The sequence below is a fragment of the Paraburkholderia sp. XV genome, from assembly GCF_020177535.1.
Taxonomy (GTDB): Bacteria; Pseudomonadota; Gammaproteobacteria; order Burkholderiales; family Burkholderiaceae; genus Paraburkholderia; species Paraburkholderia caribensis.
In genome coordinates, this window is record NZ_JAGUUD010000013.1 from 66361 (window position 1) to 83932 (window position 17572).

The following is a 17572-nucleotide window of genomic DNA, read 5'->3' on the forward strand; positions in this document are numbered from 1 at the left end:
ACACTGCGCCGGCAGCCGAGAAGCGGTATCGACACATATCGGGCGAACGCGCCCGACCTCGCATGACCTCAGCGTGCGCTGCCGCGGCCATCGTGGGCGCGTGCGAGATAAGAAACCAGCCCAACAGGTGTTCACATGCGTCCAGCTCAGCACATGACGGCGCTCGATGCGTCGACGGGAGACGAAGTCACGCGATGCCACGAGCGCGAGCCGCTCTGGACGCTCTTTCGCGTCGTGTTTGGATTGTCCGCGCTGTCGTGGGGCGGACTCGCGCTGATGGCGCAACTGGAGAACCACTACGTTGAGCGCGAGGAGCGTCTCACGCGTCTCGCGTTCTCCGACATCGTCGCGCTCGCGTGGATGGTGCCGGGGCCCGTCGGCTGCAACGTCGCGGTGCAACTCGGCCATGTGCTGCGCGGTCGCGCGGGCGCGTGGGTGGCGGGCGTCGCTAGCGTCCTGCCCTTCTTCATGCTGATGACGGCTTTCGCGATCTTCTACCGCACGCCGATCGTGCGCGAAGTCGCCTCGCAGACGCTGCTCAATCATTTCAGCGTCGTGCTCGCGACGCTGATCGGTGTCACCTGGTACAAGCAAACCCGCGCGCTCGTACGCGGGCGTCTCGAATGGACGGCGGCCGTGCTCGGCAGCATCGCGCTGGTCGGCGCGCACACGCCCGCCGCCTATATCGGCATTCTTGGCGCGGCGTTCATGTCGGGCTGGGTGCGCAGCGACGCGCGCGGCGCGCGCCTCTCGACCACGCTCAGCGCGGGTGACTGGCGCCTGCTGATCGGCCTGTGCGTGCTGCTGCTGATTTTCGCGGTGCCGCTTCCGCATCGCTATGAACTTGCGCTGTTGTGGCCGCGTCTCGCAGGTGCGGGATTGACGCTGTTCGGCGGCGGCTTCTCGGCGTTGCCCGTGTTGAAGACGCTATTCGTCACGCCCATTGTCGGGGTGACAGACAACGACTTCACGCTGGCGTTTTCGCTATCGCCCTTGTCGCCGGGACCGCTTCTGAACGTGGTGCCGTTCTTCGGCTATCTGGTCGAAGGATGGCGCGGCGCGCTGATCGCGACGATCGCGCTGTTCGTGCCGTCGGGCTGCCTTGTCGTGCTCGCTCAACGCCACCTGCATCAATTGAAGACGAACCCGCGTTTCGAGCACGGCATGCGCGTGCTGCGCGCGGTAACGACTGCGTTTCTGGCCGTCGCGGTGCTGCGGATCGTGCGCAACGTGCCGTTCGAGCCGGCGTATCTCGTGACGGCGGTGTTCTCGGGCGTGTGTTTCGCAAAGCTGAAGCTGCCCGTGTATGCGGTGTATGGGACGGTCGCTGTCGCATGCGGCGTGTGGCTGTTCGTCGGGCACATGAGGTAACGCCGTCTGCTTTCCCCGACTGTGACGCGTCGCACTGGAACAATACGTGACGTTAATTTGGATACCGTACTGATATTTTCAGAAACCGCATTGGCAGTTTTATGATTCGAGATGCCGGTAAGTGGCCGCGCCCATCTGCCGCGCACCAAACAAAAAGCGCCGCGAAAGCGGCGCTCATGCGGGGCTGCCGACGCGTCGCCGCCTTCAGAACCCGCGCGACAATGCTGCTACGCCGATGGTCACGACACCCAGGACCAGATTGACGACGACCAGACGCCGCACGGTCGCGACGGCACGCGCACCATCGGGCCATTTCTGCGCCTGCACCGCGCGACGGATGCGGGGAAACACTGCGAAGCGGATATGTCCGAAAATCAGCATCATCACAATGCCGATCCCGGCCATCGCGTGAAGTTGCCATGTGGCGTGGCCGCCGCCAAACTGCATCAGCAGGAAACCGCCCGTCAGCAGAATGACGAGCACTGACACGCCGACCCAGTTGAAGAACCGGCCAAACACCGATTCCCACAGCGGCAACCGCAATTGCGGCGAGAGATCCTCAAGTGCAGGACGCAGGCAGAAATGCGCGAATACCATACCGCCGATCCACACGGCGACACCCAGCAGATGCAAAAAGAGCGCGAGTTCGATCGCCTTGTTCATATTTGTTTTCCTTTGCCGATGTAGCGCGCTGCCGTTATGTCCTGTCGAAACACGCGGCATTGACATGCGCCAATGACCGCGTTCGACTCGTGACATGATGCGCAGTTCATTCGCTGCGCTATTTTCTTCGTTGTTTTTCGTGTCGCGCCGTGAGACACCCCGCTCACGGCGATTGCCTGCATCGCCTGCTCTATGCGCCCAACACCGGGCGCAGCGACGTCACTTCTTTCAGCTTCGTATCCGGCGCGCGGCCCTTGCGAGCACGCTTGCCAACATTCGGAGCAAGCGCGGCGCCCGACAATTGTTCTTCCGCTGGCTTGTTGCGGTACATGCCTTCCAGCACGACGCCCGCGTTGTTGATCGCGAGCGCCTGCGTCAGCGCTTCGTTCGGATCGAGCGCCATCAGGATCACGCCACGTCCGCCGCCCGAAAGCGTCTTCATCTCGTCGAGGCCGAACACCAGCAGACGCCCGCCGCCCGACAGACACGCCACTTGCGTCGCGTCGGGCAGCATCGGCATCGGCGCGAGCGGCGTCGCGCCCTCGTCGATCGTCATGAAGGCCTTGCCCGCCTTCACGCGGCTCACCATATCGCCGACCTTCGCGATGAAGCCGAAACCATTCGACGACGCCAGCAACAGCGCCTGTTCCGCCGACGCCGCATAGTAATGCATCAGATGCGTGCCCGATTCCAGTTCGATCAGCGACGTGACGGGAACGCCGTCGCCGCGTCCCCCCGGCAACTGGCCGACCGCGACGGAATACACGCGGCCGTTGCTGCCCCACGCGATCAGCGTGTCGGGTGTGCGGCACTGGAAAGCGGCGTAGAGACCGTCGCCCGCCTTGAAGGTGAAGCCGGCGGGATCGAGCCCGTGGCCCTTCAACGCGCGCACCCAGCCCTTTTGCGACACGACCACCGTCACCGGTTCGTCGACGACGCGCGCTTCGAACGTTGCGCGCTTTTCCTGCTGGATCAGCGTGCGGCGATCGTCGCCATATTGCTTCGCGTCGGCTTCGATTTCCTTGATGATCAGGCGCTTCATCGCCGATTCGCTGCCGAGCAGTTCTTCGAGCTTGGCCTTCTCGTCTCGCAGTTCGGACAATTCCTTCTCGATCTTGATCTTTTCCAGGCGCGCCAACTGACGCAGCCGGATTTCAAGAATGTCTTCCGCCTGACGATCGGACAGGCCGAACGCTTCGATGAGCGCCGCCTTGGGTTCTTCAGATTCGCGAATGATGCGGATGACTTCGTCGATATTCAAAAAGACGATCATCCGGCCTTCGAGGATGTGAATCCGGTCGTTGACCTTGCCGAGACGATGCCGCGTGCGGCGCGTGACGGTCGCGAAACGGAAGCCGACCCATTCGCGCAGGATCTCGCCAAGTCCCTTCTGACGCGGACGGCCGTCCGCGCCGACCATCACCAGGTTCAACGTCGCATTCGACTCGAGGCTCGTATGCGCAAGCAACGTGGTGACGAACTCGGCTTGATCGATGGTGCGCGACTTCGGCTCGAATACGAGACGCACGGGCGCATCCTTGCCCGACTCGTCGCGCACGGCGTCGAGCAAACCGAGAAGCGTCTGTTTCGTCTGCAACTGTTCCGGGGTCAGCGACTTCTTGCCAAGCTTGATCTTAGGATTCGTCTGTTCTTCGATCTCTTCGAGCACCTTCTGGCCGGAGGTATTCGGCGGCAACTCGGTAATGACGAGCTGCCACTGCCCGCGTGCGAGATCTTCGATCTTCCAGCGCGCGCGGACCTTGAGACTGCCACGGCCCGTTTCATACGCCTGCGAGATTTCCGTTTCGCTCGAAATGATCTGGCCGCCGCCCGGGAAATCCGGACCGGGCACATGCTGCATCAACTCGGCGTGCGTGATGTGCGGATGGCGGATCATCGCGACGGCGGCCGCCGCGACTTCGCGCAGGTTGTGCGACGGGATTTCCGTCGCCAGGCCTACCGCGATGCCCGACGCGCCGTTCAGCAGCACGAACGGCAGACGCGCGGGCAGCAGCTTCGGCTCTTCGAACGAGCCGTCGTAATTCGGCATGAAATCGACGGTGCCCTGACCGATTTCGTCGAGCAACAGTTTCGCGATCGGCGTCAGGCGCGCTTCCGTGTAGCGCATCGCCGCCGCGCCGTCGCCATCGCGCGAGCCGAAGTTGCCCTGCCCGTCGATCAGCGGATAGCGCATCGAGAAGTTTTGCGCGAGGCGCACGAGCGCGTCGTACGCCGACTGATCGCCGTGCGGGTGATACTTACCGAGCACGTCGCCGACCACGCGCGCGGACTTCACCGGCTTCGCGTTGTCGGCGAGACCCATCTCGTTCATCGCGTACAGGATGCGGCGCTGCACGGGCTTCTGGCCGTCGCAGACGTCGGGCAGCGCGCGGCCCTTCACCACGCTCACCGCGTATTCGAGGTACGCGCTTTCAGCGTAATCGCCCAGCGTCAGCACATCGCCTTCGGGCGCGGCCGGCTCGGTGAAAAGATCGGGAGTGTTGTCGTCCATCTAGATTCCGTGTCCTTGTTCGGCGGCGCGCGCTCCGTGCTTCCCATGCGTTGCATGGGTTCGCTGGCACGAAGCGCGGCGGCGCTCAGATATCCGCTTCGACCTGGTTGCCCTTGTCCTCGAGCCAGCTGCGGCGCGACGCCGCTTCGCCCTTGCCCATCAGCATCGTCATTCGCGCGACGGTCGCGTCGAAGTCGAGCTGGCCGAGCGCGACGGGCGACAGGCGCCGCGTGTCCGGGTTCATCGTCGTGTCCCACAGCTGCTCGGCGCTCATTTCACCCAGGCCCTTGAAGCGGCTGATCGACCACTGCGAGTCGCGCACGCCGTCCTTGCGCAGCTTGTCGAGAATCGCTTCGAGTTCGCCTTCATCCAGCGCGTACAGCTTCTGCGCGGGCTTCTTGCCGCGCGCGGGCGCATCGACCCGGAACAGCGGCGGACGAGCGACATGCACGTGACCGCGCTCGATCAGTTGCGGGAAGTGCTTGAAGAACAACGTAAGCAGCAGCACCTGGATGTGCGATCCGTCGACGTCCGCATCGGACAAGATGCAGATCTTGCCGTAGCGCAAATTGGACAGATCGACCTTGTCGTCCGGGTTGTGCGGATCGACCCCGATCGCCACGGAAATGTCGTGCACTTCGTTGTTGGCGAACAGACGATCGCGCTCGGTTTCCCAGGTGTTCAGCACCTTGCCGCGCAACGGCAGGATGGCCTGATACTCCTTGTCGCGGCCCATCTTCGCGGAGCCGCCCGCAGAATCGCCCTCGACGAGGAACAGTTCATTGCGGCCGATTTCCGTCGATTCGCAGTCGGTCAGCTTGCCAGGCAGCACGGCGACACCCGAACTCTTGCGCTTTTCGACCTTCTGGCCGGCGCGCGTGCGCGCCTGCGCCTGCTTGATGACGAGGTCGGCGAGCTTCTTGCCGTGCTCGACGTGCTGGTTGAGCCACAGTTCGAGCGCGGGCCGCGCGAACGACGACACCAGCTTCACGGCATCGCGGCTATTCAGACGTTCTTTGATTTGCCCCTGGAACTGCGGATCGAGCACCTTCGCGGACAGCACGAACGACACGCGGGCAAACACGTCTTCAGCCAGCAGCTTCACGCCCTTCGGCTGCAGGTTGTGCAGTTCGACGAAGCTCTTCACGGCCTGAAACAGACCGTCGCGCAAGCCTGCTTCGTGCGTGCCGCCAGCGGGCGTCGGAATCAGATTGACGTAGGACTCGCGCGTGAGCGGCCCTTCTTCGCTCCACGCCACGACCCACGCCGCGCCCTCGCCTTCGGCGAAGGTCTCTTCATTGGACCGCGAGCTTTCCGCGTAGCGCTCGCCTTCGAAGAGGGGGATCAGCAGGTCGCTGCCCGCCATGCCTTCCATCAGATAGCCGCGCAGGCCGTCTTCGTATTTCCAGCTTTGGCGTTCGCCCGTCTTTTCGTTGACGAGTACGACTTCGACGCCTGGCAGCAGCACGGCCTTCGAGCGTAACAGGCGCTGCAACTCGCCGAGCGGCAGGTTCGGTGAATCGAAATATTTCGCATCGGCCCATGCGGTGACGCGCGTGCCGGACTTCTTCTCGCCCTTCGCCGCGGCGCGCACCTGCAGTTGCTTGACGACGTCGCCATGCGAGAAGCTCAGTTCGGCGACCTTGCCGTCGCGCCATACGGTGACGTCGAGGCGCGTGGACAGCGCGTTCGTCACCGAGACGCCGACGCCATGCAGGCCGCCCGAGAAGGTGTACGCGCCGCCTGCCGCCTTGTCGAACTTGCCGCCTGCGTGCAGGCGCGTGAAAACGATTTCGACGACGGGCACGCCCTCTTCGGGATGCATACCGAACGGAATGCCGCGCCCGTCGTCTTCGACGGACACGGAATGGTCGGCATGCAGCGTGACGGTGATCTGACGGCCGTAGCCGCCAAGCGCTTCGTCGGATGCGTTGTCGATGACTTCCTGGATGATGTGCAGCGGGTTTTCGGTGCGCGTGTACATGCCGGGCCGCTGCTTGACCGGCTCCAGGCCCTTGAGCACCTTGATCGATGCTTCGCTATACGCGGCGTTAGGCTTTTTCGTTGACATGGCTTGCTCGGGTCCGTCGGTTCATCGTTGTCCACATGTCCTGTGGACAGGTGCGTGGACAATGCGTTGAGTTTTCAAAAAAAGCGAAACGAAACAACGGAGTGTGTGCGCTGCGCGACTTGCGTGCAGCAGTTACGGTTTGCCTTGTCTGCTTTCCGCGGCCCTCCTGCGAGCCCGGTTTCGGGCAATGCGCTGGAACGACCGTGGGAAGCAGGTTCGCGGGTATTTTACTGATTTCGATGCGCGGGGCAATTTAGATGAAGGGCGTAGGACGGTTAGCAAGAAAGCGCTCTATCCCCAGTGGACGTGCTACTTCCGCTTACTCTCCAACTCATCCCACCGTTCAATCGCCACGAGCAGTTCCTCGTCGATGGCCGCGTAGCGCTCGGTCAGCCGCGCGCCCTCCTGTGCGTCCTTCACGAAGATCGAGCCGTCCTCGATCTGCGCGCCGATCGCCTTCTGCTCGGCCTCTAGCGAGGCGATCTTCTCGGGCAGCGCCTCCAGCTCGCGTTGTTCCTTGAATGAAAGCTTCACCGTGCGCTGCGCGTTACGGCCTGCCGCGCTGTCCTTGGCGGCGGCTTCCTTCGGCGCCTCTTTCGGCACGTCTTGTTGCGCGATCTGCTCGGAACGCTCGCGCTGGATCTGCCAGTCGGTAAAGCCGCCGACATATTCGCGCCACTTGCCCTCGCCCTCCGACGCAATCACCGACGTCACCACGTTGTCCAGAAACGCACGGTCATGGCTCACCAGCAGCACTGTGCCGTCGTAGTCCGTCAGCAGCTCTTCGAGCAGTTCGAGCGTCGGGATGTCGAGGTCGTTGGTCGGCTCGTCGAGCACCAGCACGTTCGCCGGACGCGCAAAGAGACGCGCGAGCAGCAGACGGTTGCGCTCGCCGCCCGACAGCGACTTCACAGGCGAACGCGCACGCTCCGGCGCAAACAGGAAGTCGCCGAGATAGCTCATCACGTGCTTCCTCTGGCCATTGATCTCGACCCAGTCGCTGCCGGGGCTGATCGTGTCGCCGAGGCTTTTTTCCAGATCGAGTTGTGCGCGCATCTGGTCGAAGTAAGCGACTTGCAGGTTGGTGCCGATGCGCACCTTGCCTTCGTCCGGCTGCAGTTCGCCGAGAATCATCTTGAGCAGCGTCGTCTTGCCCGCGCCGTTCGGACCGATGAAGCCGATCTTGTCGCCACGCATCACCGTTGCCGAAAAACGGTCGACCACCGTGCGCTCGCCATACCGCTTCGTCACGTCCGTCAGTTCGGCGACGATCTTGCCTGACTTCTCGCCCTGCCCGACGTCGAGCTTCACGTTGCCTTGCACATTGCGTCGTTCGGCGCGTTCATTGCGCATCTGCACGAGCCGCGCAATGCGCCCGACGCTGCGCGTGCGCCGCGCCTCGACGCCCTTGCGAATCCACACTTCTTCCTGCGCGAGCAGCTTGTCGAACTTCTCGTTTTCGACCCGCTCCACCTCCAGCTGCTGCGCCTTGCGCGTCTGATAGGCGGAGAAATTGCCCGGATACGACAGCAAACGCCCACGATCCAGTTCGACGATGCGCGTGGCGACCCGATCGAGAAACGCGCGGTCGTGCGTAATGAACAGCAAACCGGCGCGCTGCGCGATCAGCAGTTCTTCCAGCCAGCGAATGCCGTCGAAGTCCAGATGGTTGGTCGGCTCGTCCAGCAGCAGCACGTCCGGCTGCACGACGAGCGCCCGCGCCAGCGCGACGCGCTTTTGCATGCCGCCCGACAGCGAGCCGACCCGCGCGTCGCCATCGAGGCCGATCTGCGCGAGCGTCGTGGCGACGCGGGTGCGCCAGTTCCATGCGTCGGTGGCATCGAGCGACGATTGCAGCGCGTTCATGCGCGCAAGCAACGCGTCGTGCTGCGCGCCTTCCGGCGTTTCCGCCAGCTCGTGCGCGACCGTGTTGTATTCGTCGAGCAGCGCGCTCGCGTGCGTGAGGCCCGCCGCGACAGCGTCGAACACCGTCACGTCCGCGTCGAATTCGGGTTCCTGCGGCACATACACGGTGACGAGATCCTGCTGGCGCGTGACGAGACCATCGTCCGGTCTGGCGAGCTCGGCGACGATCTTCAGCAGCGACGACTTGCCCGCGCCGTTGCGGCCGATCAACCCGACGCGCTCGCCGGCTTCGAGAGAGAAATCCGCGTGATCGAGCAGCGCGACGTGGCCGAACGCCAGTTGCGCGCCCGTGATGGTGTAAAGCGACATGGGAAAGGAAGAACCAGCGATGAGTCGGAAGCGCTCATTGTACCGGTCGGCGGCCCGAACACTGACGGGATGCGGCCCGGCAGGATGGCATAGGACGAATGACGCATGCCGCGCACGGCCGGGCGAGAACGCGAACGCCTGTCCCGGCGTCGGCGTTCGCAGCGGCAAACCACTCGATGAAGAGAACCTGTGCGAGAAAAGGGCGCAGCAAGTGCGCCCGCCTCACTTCACGTGAATCGTGATCGTCTTGCTCATCTCCGGGCCATACGAACGGTGCGCGCCGTCGCCGAAATCGAGCGTCAGCGTGTGATCGCCCGGCGGCAGCGTGATCTCCGTCTCCGTCTGGCCCTTGCCGAAATGCAGCGACTTGTCGTTGGCGGGAATGACCTCGCCCTTCGGCAGCGGCTGCCCGTCGATGATCAGATGATGATGCCCCGTGCCTTCCGTCATCGTACCCGCGGGAACGATCTTCATGCCTTCGACGGCAAACTTCACGTGGATGGGATTGCTTACGGTCGCGCCGTCCTTCGGCTCGACGAACGAGACGCCCGCGGCGTGCGCCGCGCCCGACAAGACCAGCATGCCCGCGCACGCTGCACCGGCCAACCATCTGTTATTCAGCATCGTTTTCTCCTTGGCTAAAGCGGCTCGATGGGCACGGCGCACGTCAGCGTTCGCGCACGCCACATCGCACTGAAAGAATACACGTTGGCGCCGGGCTCGCCGGACGTCGAATCGCCGGGATGGACGCTGCTTCGTGTTGATCCGAAACGGTAAACCGCTGGGGCGGCGTGGGGCTTCGGACGAATTCCGGTAATATTGCGGATCGCCGCCAAATGCACTAAAAAGGGGCAGATTGGCGGATTTTGCATTGAATCAATGAAGAGCGTGTGTCGTGAGTGAAGTGATCGAATATAAGAGCTGGGTCTGTCTGATTTGCGGTTGGATCTATAACGAAGAGGAAGGTTTGCCCGAGGAAGGTATCGAAGCGGGTACGCGTTTCGCCGATATCCCCGTGGACTGGCGCTGCCCGCTGTGCGATGTGGGCAAGGCCGAATTTGCAGTCGTGGAGTTCTGATCGGCGGTTCTGTTAGAGAAACGTCGTTCGTCGAGAGCGGTCCGCGGGTCGAACGCCTGCGGACCGCTTTGCTTTTGGCGGCCCGTCCCGTCCCCGTCAGTCGCGCCTTGCCACGACGATCAGTTCGCGGCTCGCGCGATCGATGGGCGATCGGGACCAGTCGCCGAACCATTCCAGGCCGCTGAAACCCGCTTTGGAGAGCGCGCCGCTGAGCGTGGCCTGCGTGTGAAAGCGTAGCTCGCTGGACGCGACGACCGTGTCGGCGTCTCGCAGGAAGTGATAGTGAGTGTCGAAGCGAACGCGTTCCTGCCGCACTTCGATGAGTTGCTGCCAGATTTCGACGGCGCCGTAGCGCGGGTCGTCGATCACGCGGCGCGACAGTTCCGGCGTCCACGCCGCCCAGGGCGACACGGATGGATTACGGCTTTCGAAAGCGAGTCGGCCGCCGGGGCGCAACGCGGCTCGTGCGGCGTCCAAAACGGCGTCGAAGCTCGCGTCGTCGAGGAAAACCTGCGCGACGTGGCCTGTCATCACGGCGAGATCGGCGGACTTCGCGCCCAGTTGCGCCGCGTCGCCTTCGATCCACTCCACCTGGTCGCCGCCCGGCCGTCGGCGTGCGACGTCGAGCATCGCCGGCGACGGATCGACGCCTGTCACCCGATGGCCGAGCCGGGCCAGCTCACAGCCGAGCAGCCCCGTGCCGCAGCCGATATCGACGACGTGCGTAGCGTCCGTGCGGGCGGCCAGGTCAAGATAAAAGCGGGTGTCGGCGGAGAACGGGTTGAGCGCGTCGTAGAGCGCGACGAGCCGCGGATCGGTGTAATGAGATTCGGCCATCCGCCGATGGTAGCCGTGTGGCGCGCCAGCCGCCACCGCGCTGGCGCGCGCGATGCCTGCTTCGAAAGCCGCTTTGGTCAACGGGCGATTTGCTATACTCTGCGCTCGTCGGCGGCCCTCCCCGTAGTTCAATGGATAGAACAAGTGCCTCCTAAGCGCTAGATACAGGTTCGATTCCTGTCGGGGGGACCACATCGGCGACGGACGACGCTATAAAAAAACCCGCAACAGCTCGCGCTTTGCGGGTTTTTTGTTTGCTACAGCCTCATTGCAATACAACGCGGCCCACAGCCAGAAGGATCAGCCGCTCACCGATGGCGGCGCACCACCACCTGAACCCTGGCCAGTTGCTGGTCGCGCTGATCGAAAAATTTGGCCAGCGCGAACAGTGACGCAGCGGCAAACGGCCAGAGCACAAAGAAGGTAGCGAGCATGATCGACTCCAGAGCGAAAACGTTTGAATCGAGTGTACCCCCGCGTTCAACAAAGAAAACCATCGGAATCGCCAAAACACAGTTCGCTTTTTTGAAAGGGAATCGAGCCTGGGCCCGCGAGGCCCGGCCAGACGAGCTTTTCCCGCACCAGCCGGGTCCGGCCGACCTCGCCCGGCCGTGACAAAATCACGCATTTCGCGCAACACACGCCAGCACATCGAAGGACAATTCATGGACATCAACAAGCAACTCGCCGCTCTCACCACTTCCGAACTGCAAACGGCGGGCGCCAGCCAGGCGACGGCCATCGCCGTCAGCGTGCTGCTGCGTCATTTGAACTCGCCGGAGCTGTCGAAGCTGCTGAGCACCGCCTTCGAGAATCACCAGGCCGTCATGCTGCAAACACCGTGGCCGGACCAGATGCTGCAATCGTTCGAAGCGACGCGCCGTTTTCTCGAAGGCGCGGCCAAGCCGGCGCCGAGCCCCGATCAACCTGCCTGACGCAGCACGCGTCGCGCGACGCAAAAAAGCCACACGAAGCAACGCCACGGCACACGCCAGAAGGCCGCCCCGCATGGCTTGCGCGCGAGGGTCGCGAGCCAGTGTGCGCTCTCCCACCTAACGCACCATTTGTCTGCGGACGGACTCGCGACGCCCTCTTATCATCTCGTCACTCCCCGGATACGTCAGTAGGTTGACCAATGCCCTACCCGTACAACCTTGCAGTCGCCGCCGGCCTGATGATCGTCGTGCTCGCCTGCAGCCTGGCGCTCGCGCTGACATGAATCGACCGGCTCGCGGGCCTCGAACCCGCGGCCGATCGCCCGCTGCCCGGACCGGTATCGCGCAGTTCCCATCCGCATAAGGCCCGGCGCGGCACAAAATATTTTCGAGCCGACCCTAAAGTTTTCCGAAACCCTGCCGTAGTGCGGGGCATGGACCATTACCTCACTTCGTCGGCGGGATCGTTCAAATCGACTCTGATCGATCAGGACATCGCGCACATTGCCCGCGTCATGCGGCCTTCGATGCATGGAGACCTGGGTGGGGCGATCCTCCCCGCCACCTACTGGCGCAAACGCCTGTTAGAACTGCTCGACGCCGACCATCTGACCAATTCGCAACTCTGCTCGATCGACAATCTGCTGTTGCAGCTCGACGAACTATGCGCGAAAGATCTGGCGCCGCTGCCCGTCACGACCACGCGGCCCGCTGCGTCGCGTGACGCGAACCGTCATCGCGTGCGCCGCAAGCGCTGAGCAAACCCGAAGCACCCGGAGGCGGCGCCATGCCGCGCGGTTCAGGACGCGCCGCACATTTAACATTCATTGACCCGCCGCGCGTCCTTCCACGATGCTGCAGCCAGCAGCGCGAACACCCGGCGACACGGCGACAGGATGATCTGGCGCGTCGCCGGGGCTGCCTTTCCCCCCGGCACTCTCGTGCCCAGTCGAGCCCAGTCGACCCAGGAAAATTTGCCCACGGAACACGCCGGAATCGCAAATTAGGGACATTCGTAGGTCATAATGTCCGCAAAAATTCCCAGCAAGGATTCCTGTGACTCAGGCTTCACCGCTTGACCTGTTGAAGCAGGCGCGCACCCGCTTCACACAAAAAGAAATCGCCGCGCATGTCGGCAAGGACATCAAGACGGTGCGCCGCTGGGAAAAGGGCGAAACGCCCTGCCCCGCGATGCTCGAACCGGCGTTGCACGCCATGCTGTATCCCGCCACGGCACGAAACGCCGGCGCGCACGCAGGCAACGGAACTGGCACGCGCATCATCGATCTGTTTGCCGGCATCGGCGGCATCCGGATGGGCTTCGAGGCGCATGGCGGCCAATGCGTGTTCACCAGCGAGTGGAACGACTTCTCGCAGAAAACGTATCAGGAGAATTTCCGCGACGGCACCGCGCAGCACGCGCTGATCGGCGACATCGTCACGTTTCCCGCCGAGGCCGTCCCCGAGCACGACATTCTGCTCGGCGGCTTTCCGTGTCAGCCGTTTTCGATCGCGGGCGTCAGCAAGAAGAATGCGCTAGGGCGTCCGCACGGTTTCGAATGCACGACGCAGGGCACGCTGTTCTTCGATGTCGCGCGCATCATTGCCACGCGCCGCCCGGCCGCGTTCCTGCTCGAAAACGTGAAGAACCTGCTGTCACACGACAAAGGCCGCACGTTCGACGTGATCCTTCAGACGCTGCGCGACGAACTCGGCTACGAGGTGCATTACCGCGTGATCGACGGTGCGCATTTCACGCCGCAGCATCGCGAGCGGATCATCATCGTCGGGTTTCGCGGCAAGACATCGTTCTCCTGGGACGATCTGCGCCTGCCGGAAGAAGGTCCGCGGCTCGCGTCGATCCTGCATAGGACGGACGGCAGCGAGCCCGTCCTGCCGTGGGACGGCGACCGTTTCTTCGATCACGCCGGGCGTCAAACGCAGCCCAAATACACGCTGACGCCCAAGCTCTGGACCTACCTGCAGAATTACGCGGAAAAGCATCGCGCGGCGGGCAACGGCTTCGGTTATGGCATGGCGTATCCGCAAAGTGTGACGCGCACGCTGTCGGCGCGTTATCACAAGGATGGCTCGGAGATTCTCGTCTATCAGGGCGAGAAAAAGCGCCCGCGCCGTCTGACGCCGCGCGAGTGCGCGCGGCTGATGGGCTTTCCCGACACGTACCGCATCCCCGTCAGCGACACCCAGGCGTACCGCCAGTTCGGCAATAGCGTCGTGGTGCCCGTGATGCGCGAAGTCGCGCGCATCATGCTGCCGCATGTGCGCGCGCTCACGCACGCGGCGCAGGAACAAAGCGCGGCGGAGCTTGCGCACTGATGGTCGATATCGTCGATGCGGCCACGCGCAGCCGGATGATGTCCGGTATTCGCGGCCGCAACACGAAACCTGAAATCCTGATCCGCAGCCTGCTGCATCGGCGCGGCTTCCGCTTCCGGCTCGATGCGCGCGATCTGGCCGGACGGCCGGACATCGTCTTGCCGCGCTATCGCGCGGTGATCTTCGTGCATGGCTGCTTCTGGCACGGCCACGATTGCCATCTCTTCAAATGGCCGCAGACGCGTCCGGAGTTCTGGCGCGACAAGATCGGCCGCAACCGCGCCAACGATGCAAAGGCGCAAGCCGCGCTGCTCGAAGCCGGCTGGCGCGTCGCGACGGTGTGGGAATGCGCCTTGCGCGGAGCGAACCGGGACATCGAGGGCGTGCTGCAACGGCTGATCGACTGGCTGCACGGCGATGCGCCGCTGCATGAAGAGCGCGCATAACGAACGCGCATGAAGTTGCGTCTTCAGTTGCGTCTTCAGTTGCGTCTTCAAGCGATGCGGCGAATTTTGCAAGATGCCGGTGCTACACTCGATTAGCTGACCGGGAGTCTCCAGGCTATCTTCCGAGCGGTCTCTGCACGGCTCCCGCCCATCCTGGAACCATCCACCGAAGGAGGCGCATGATGGCTGATTTTCGAATCTGGTCGGACGACTTCCCCGCCAACGGCTTCATGTCGAAGGCCCAGGAGATGAACGACAAATCGTTCGGCGTCTCGGGTGAGGGCGAGAACGCGTCGCCCGCGCTGCAATGGGACGCCCCGCCCGCCGACACGCAAAGCCTGGCGCTGACCGTCTACGATCCCGACGCGCCCACGGGCAGCGGTTTCTGGCACTGGGTCGTCGTCAACATTCCCGCCGACACACGCTCGCTGCCGCGCAACGCAGGCAAAGCCGACGGCAGCCTGTTGCCAGCGGGTGCGCTGCAGTTTCGCAACGACTACGGCACGGTGGGGTTTGGCGGCGCAGCGCCCACGCGCGGCGACAAGCCGCATCGCTTCATCTTCCGCGTTCACGCGCTGAAGGTGGCGACCCTGCCGCTCACCGCCGACACGACGAACGCCGTCGCGCGCTACATGACGCACCTGAACGAAATCGATTCGGCCACGTACACGGGCCTGTACGAACTGAAGTAAGGGCGGCGTTCCGCTCTCCACGGCCCGCCGTGGCAGCCGCGCGATGCGCGTGCCGTGCCGCAGGCCGCAGCGGTTGCCCGTTGTCGCGCAAGCTGTCGCGACAACGGGAAGCACGCTTCTGGACTCGCCCGCCCGCCGCTCATCACAACAACACAATGCAAGCTTCTTCGTCGACCAACCGCCATCCATCGGGCGCGTCCCACCCTGCTGCCTCTCCCGAACCCGAACTCGGGCTGCCGATCCCGCAACGCTACTGGGCGATTCTCGTCGTCGCGCTGGGCATCACGCTCGCCGTGCTCGACAGCGCGATTGCCAACGTCGCGCTGCCGACCATCGCGCGAAACCTGCGCGCGAGCGCCGCGAGCTCGATCTGGGTGGTCAACGCCTATCAGCTGTCGGTGACGATCTCGCTGCTGCCGCTGTCGTCGCTGGGCGATCGCATCGGCTACCGGCGCGTCTATATGGGCGGGCTGGCGCTGTTCACGATCGCCTCGCTCGGCTGCGCGCTCGCCACGTCGCTGCCGACGCTCGCGCTCGCCCGCGTGATCCAGGGCTTCGGCGCGGCGGGCATCATGAGCGTCAACACCGCGCTCGTGCGGATGATCTATCCGCCCGCGCACCTCGGGCGCGGCGTCGCGATCAACGCGATGGTAGTGGCCATCTCGTCCGCGGTCGGGCCGACGGTGGCATCCGCGGTACTTGCCGTCGCGGCATGGCCGTGGCTCTTCGCGATCAACGTGCCGATCGGCGTCGCCGCGATCGCCGTGGGCTGGCGTGCGCTGCCGCACAACGAAGGCCATCCGTCGCCGTACGACTATCCGGGCGCCGTGATGAACGCGTTCGTGTTCGGGCTACTGATCTTCGCCGTCGACGGCTTCGGTCACGGCGAGCGCAACGGCTTCGTCGCCGCCGAATTGATCGGCGCGATCGTGATCGGCTACTTCTTCGTGCGGCGGCAACTCACGCAGCCCGCGCCGCTCTTGCCTGTCGACCTGCTGCGCATTCCCATCTTCGCGTTATCGGTGGGCACGTCGGTGTGCTCGTTCTGCGCGCAAATGCTGGCGTTCGTGTCGCTGCCGTTCCTGCTGCAAAACAATCTGGGCCTGTCCCAGGTCGAGACAGGGCTGCTGATGACGCCGTGGCCGCTCGTGATCGTCGGCGCGGCGCCGCTCTCGGGCGTGCTGTCGGACCGTCTGTCGGCGGGCTGGCTCGGCGGCCTCGGACTCGCGACGCTGGCGCTCGGCCTGTTGCTGCTCGCGACGCTCGGCGCGCACCCCACGGCGTTCGATATCGTGTGGCGCATGGCGCTGTGCGGCCTCGGCTTCGGCATGTTCCAGTCGCCGAACAACCGGACCATGCTGTCGGCGGCGCCGCGCCATCGCAGCGGCGGCGCGAGCGGCATGCTCGGCACCGCGCGCCTGACGGGGCAAACGCTCGGCTCGGCGCTGGTCGCCTTGATCTTCGGCATCGCGCCGCAGCACGGCCCGGTGCTCTCGCTTTACGTGGCGGCGTGCTTCGCGGGCGCGGGCGCGCTCGTCAGCACGATGCGTGTCCGGCACAGCGCGCCGGCTTCCGCGTAACGCATCCCTTCCAACGCCCCGCTTTCCGCCTATTCTTGTAGACGAAGCCTTCAACCGCCGACGTGCGTCGCGACGTCCGGTGCGGGTTTCGCTCTGGCCTTCGAACCTGGCCTTTGAACGATAGGGGGCACCATGTCACTCATCGTCGCTGGGCGTTTCACCACTTTCCCCGCCGCCGAAGACGCCGCCCAAACGCTCTTCGACAACGGCTTTCCCGGTGAAGACGTCACGCTGTTTTTCGTCAATCCGCGCGGCCAGCACGCGCGCCATCCGCTCGACGAACACGCCGCCGCACCCACGATCTCATCCGCGCCGCCGCCGACGCTCCATCGCCATCACCGCGCGATGAGCATCGGCGCCGTCGCGGGCGCCGTGATCGGCGTCGCCGTGTTCACCGCGTTTTCGGCGTCGATGCCCGTCGTCGTGATCGCGGCAGGTGTGGGCGCATATCTCGGCCTGGTGGTCGGCAAGATGGTGCATGCGCAGAGCGGTCCGCACGAGCATCACGACGTCGTGCATCACGAGATGCGCAATTCGGGCGTGCTCGTCGCCGTGCATGTGAGCCCGGAGAACCAGATGGAAGCGGCGCGCATTCTGCGCGAAGCGGGCGGCGCCGATATCGAGCGCGCCACGGGCCACTGGCAGCGCGGCAGATGGGCGGATTTCGATCCGCGCCAGACGCCCGTGCCGCTCACCGACCTGAACCAGCAGCAGGCGTGACGCGTTCGACAGTTCGCGCGAGGCCTTGCACGAAACGAAAACGGCAGCCTGCAAGGGCTGCCGCTCGTGAACCTGCGCGTCCCGCGAGGCCGCGC

16 protein-coding genes and 1 tRNA gene are annotated in these 17572 nt (G+C 64.3%); 10 read left to right on the forward strand and 7 right to left on the reverse strand.

The annotated features are described in order from the left end of the window. Positions 1 to 135 precede the first annotated feature (135 nt). The gene (locus KFO72_RS09970) at positions 136 to 1371 is read left to right on the forward strand and encodes a chromate transporter (protein WP_374727067.1); all 1236 of its coding nucleotides are present in this window, start codon (positions 136 to 138) and stop codon (positions 1369 to 1371) included. A 204-nt stretch (positions 1372 to 1575) separates the two neighbouring features. Here KFO72_RS09970 and KFO72_RS09975 read toward each other — a convergent pair whose 3' ends face one another. The 5 genes from KFO72_RS09975 to KFO72_RS09995 form a co-directional block, all read right to left on the reverse strand. After that, entirely contained in the window at positions 1576 to 2034 is a 459-nt protein-coding gene (locus KFO72_RS09975; protein WP_054929974.1) for a CopD family protein, read from the reverse strand. Positions 2035 to 2224: 190 nt separating this feature from the next. After that, complete coding sequence (gene parC, locus KFO72_RS09980) at positions 2225 to 4546, reverse strand: DNA topoisomerase IV subunit A (protein WP_054929973.1); 2322 nt, start codon at positions 4544 to 4546, stop codon at positions 2225 to 2227. An 85-nt stretch (positions 4547 to 4631) separates the two neighbouring features. Then, complete coding sequence (locus tag KFO72_RS09985) at positions 4632 to 6617, reverse strand: DNA topoisomerase IV subunit B (protein WP_054929972.1); 1986 nt, start codon at positions 6615 to 6617, stop codon at positions 4632 to 4634. Between the two features lie 309 nt (positions 6618 to 6926). Beyond that, the gene (locus tag KFO72_RS09990) at positions 6927 to 8852 is read right to left on the reverse strand and encodes an ATP-binding cassette domain-containing protein (RefSeq protein WP_062915591.1); all 1926 of its coding nucleotides are present in this window, start codon (positions 8850 to 8852) and stop codon (positions 6927 to 6929) included. 222 nt (positions 8853 to 9074) lie between these two features. Continuing rightward, a complete protein-coding gene (locus tag KFO72_RS09995; RefSeq protein ID WP_054929970.1) occupies positions 9075 to 9476 on the reverse strand; it encodes a DUF4399 domain-containing protein in 402 nt (133 codons plus the stop codon). Positions 9477 to 9747: 271 nt separating this feature from the next. Here KFO72_RS09995 and KFO72_RS10000 point away from each other — a divergent pair, with 271 nt between their 5' ends. Then, positions 9748 to 9930 carry a rubredoxin gene (locus tag KFO72_RS10000; protein WP_007587908.1) on the forward strand — a complete coding sequence of 61 codons (183 nt, stop codon included), beginning with the start codon at positions 9748 to 9750 and terminating at the stop codon, positions 9928 to 9930. A gap of 96 nt (positions 9931 to 10026) precedes the next feature. Here the strand turns inward: KFO72_RS10000 and KFO72_RS10005 are convergent, their stop codons facing one another. Further along, complete coding sequence (locus KFO72_RS10005) at positions 10027 to 10767, reverse strand: class I SAM-dependent DNA methyltransferase (RefSeq protein ID WP_225031985.1); 741 nt, start codon at positions 10765 to 10767, stop codon at positions 10027 to 10029. 117 nt (positions 10768 to 10884) lie between these two features. On the opposite strand from KFO72_RS10005, the gene KFO72_RS10010 reads away from it, so the two are divergent. Further along, positions 10885 to 10959 (forward strand) — tRNA-Arg (locus tag KFO72_RS10010). A 116-nt stretch (positions 10960 to 11075) separates the two neighbouring features. On the opposite strand, the gene KFO72_RS42040 is transcribed toward KFO72_RS10010, so the two are convergent. Next, positions 11076 to 11201: a hypothetical protein gene (locus KFO72_RS42040; protein WP_257722139.1), complete on the reverse strand. Its 126-nt coding sequence runs from the start codon at positions 11199 to 11201 to the stop codon at positions 11076 to 11078. Positions 11202 to 11432: 231 nt separating this feature from the next. Between KFO72_RS42040 and KFO72_RS10015 the strand changes: the two genes are divergently transcribed. The 7 genes from KFO72_RS10015 (at position 11433) to KFO72_RS10045 (ending at position 17477) form a co-directional block, all read left to right on the forward strand. Continuing rightward, the gene (locus KFO72_RS10015) at positions 11433 to 11702 is read left to right on the forward strand and encodes a hypothetical protein (protein WP_054929968.1); all 270 of its coding nucleotides are present in this window, start codon (positions 11433 to 11435) and stop codon (positions 11700 to 11702) included. A 434-nt stretch (positions 11703 to 12136) separates the two neighbouring features. Next, a complete protein-coding gene (locus KFO72_RS10020; RefSeq protein ID WP_225031977.1) occupies positions 12137 to 12460 on the forward strand; it encodes a hypothetical protein in 324 nt (107 codons plus the stop codon). 298 nt (positions 12461 to 12758) lie between these two features. Continuing rightward, on the forward strand, positions 12759 to 14039 hold the full coding sequence (gene dcm, locus KFO72_RS10025) for a DNA (cytosine-5-)-methyltransferase (protein ID WP_225031978.1): 1281 nt from the start codon (positions 12759 to 12761) through the stop codon (positions 14037 to 14039). Next, positions 14039 to 14485 carry a very short patch repair endonuclease gene (locus KFO72_RS10030; RefSeq protein ID WP_036003565.1) on the forward strand — a complete coding sequence of 149 codons (447 nt, stop codon included), beginning with the start codon at positions 14039 to 14041 and terminating at the stop codon, positions 14483 to 14485. The genes dcm and KFO72_RS10030 overlap by 1 nt, the downstream gene beginning before the upstream one ends. Positions 14486 to 14667: 182 nt before the next feature. Next, positions 14668 to 15177, forward strand: a complete 510-nt coding sequence (locus KFO72_RS10035) for a YbhB/YbcL family Raf kinase inhibitor-like protein (protein WP_054930032.1) — start codon at positions 14668 to 14670, stop codon at positions 15175 to 15177. A gap of 155 nt (positions 15178 to 15332) precedes the next feature. Beyond that, positions 15333 to 16757 (forward strand): MFS transporter, encoded by a 1425-nt coding sequence (locus KFO72_RS10040; RefSeq protein ID WP_225031979.1) that lies wholly within the window; start codon positions 15333 to 15335, stop codon positions 16755 to 16757. A 132-nt stretch (positions 16758 to 16889) separates the two neighbouring features. Continuing rightward, a complete protein-coding gene (locus tag KFO72_RS10045; protein ID WP_062915595.1) occupies positions 16890 to 17477 on the forward strand; it encodes a glycine zipper domain-containing protein in 588 nt (195 codons plus the stop codon). Positions 17478 to 17572: the final 95 nt, after the last annotated feature.

What these genes read in the sequence shown, in the direction of transcription:
- KFO72_RS09970 (WP_374727067.1), top strand. Translation starts at nt 136, where the DNA reads ATGCGTCCAGCTCAGCACATGACGGCGCTCGATGCGTCGACGGGAGAC.
- KFO72_RS09975 (WP_054929974.1), bottom strand. Translation starts at nt 2,034, where the DNA reads ATGAACAAGGCGATCGAACTCGCGCTCTTTTTGCATCTGCTGGGTGTC.
- parC (WP_054929973.1), bottom strand. Translation starts at nt 4,546, where the DNA reads ATGGACGACAACACTCCCGATCTTTTCACCGAGCCGGCCGCGCCCGAA.
- KFO72_RS09985 (WP_054929972.1), bottom strand. Translation starts at nt 6,617, where the DNA reads ATGTCAACGAAAAAGCCTAACGCCGCGTATAGCGAAGCATCGATCAAG.
- KFO72_RS09990 (WP_062915591.1), bottom strand. Translation starts at nt 8,852, where the DNA reads ATGTCGCTTTACACCATCACGGGCGCGCAACTGGCGTTCGGCCACGTC.
- KFO72_RS09995 (WP_054929970.1), bottom strand. Translation starts at nt 9,476, where the DNA reads ATGCTGAATAACAGATGGTTGGCCGGTGCAGCGTGCGCGGGCATGCTG.
- KFO72_RS10005 (WP_225031985.1), bottom strand. Translation starts at nt 10,767, where the DNA reads ATGGCCGAATCTCATTACACCGATCCGCGGCTCGTCGCGCTCTACGAC.
- KFO72_RS42040 (WP_257722139.1), bottom strand. Translation starts at nt 11,201, where the DNA reads ATGCTCGCTACCTTCTTTGTGCTCTGGCCGTTTGCCGCTGCGTCACTG.
- KFO72_RS10015 (WP_054929968.1), top strand. Translation starts at nt 11,433, where the DNA reads ATGGACATCAACAAGCAACTCGCCGCTCTCACCACTTCCGAACTGCAA.
- KFO72_RS10020 (WP_225031977.1), top strand. Translation starts at nt 12,137, where the DNA reads ATGGACCATTACCTCACTTCGTCGGCGGGATCGTTCAAATCGACTCTG.
- KFO72_RS10030 (WP_036003565.1), top strand. Translation starts at nt 14,039, where the DNA reads ATGGTCGATATCGTCGATGCGGCCACGCGCAGCCGGATGATGTCCGGT.
- KFO72_RS10035 (WP_054930032.1), top strand. Translation starts at nt 14,668, where the DNA reads ATGGCTGATTTTCGAATCTGGTCGGACGACTTCCCCGCCAACGGCTTC.
- KFO72_RS10040 (WP_225031979.1), top strand. Translation starts at nt 15,333, where the DNA reads ATGCAAGCTTCTTCGTCGACCAACCGCCATCCATCGGGCGCGTCCCAC.
- KFO72_RS10045 (WP_062915595.1), top strand. Translation starts at nt 16,890, where the DNA reads ATGTCACTCATCGTCGCTGGGCGTTTCACCACTTTCCCCGCCGCCGAA.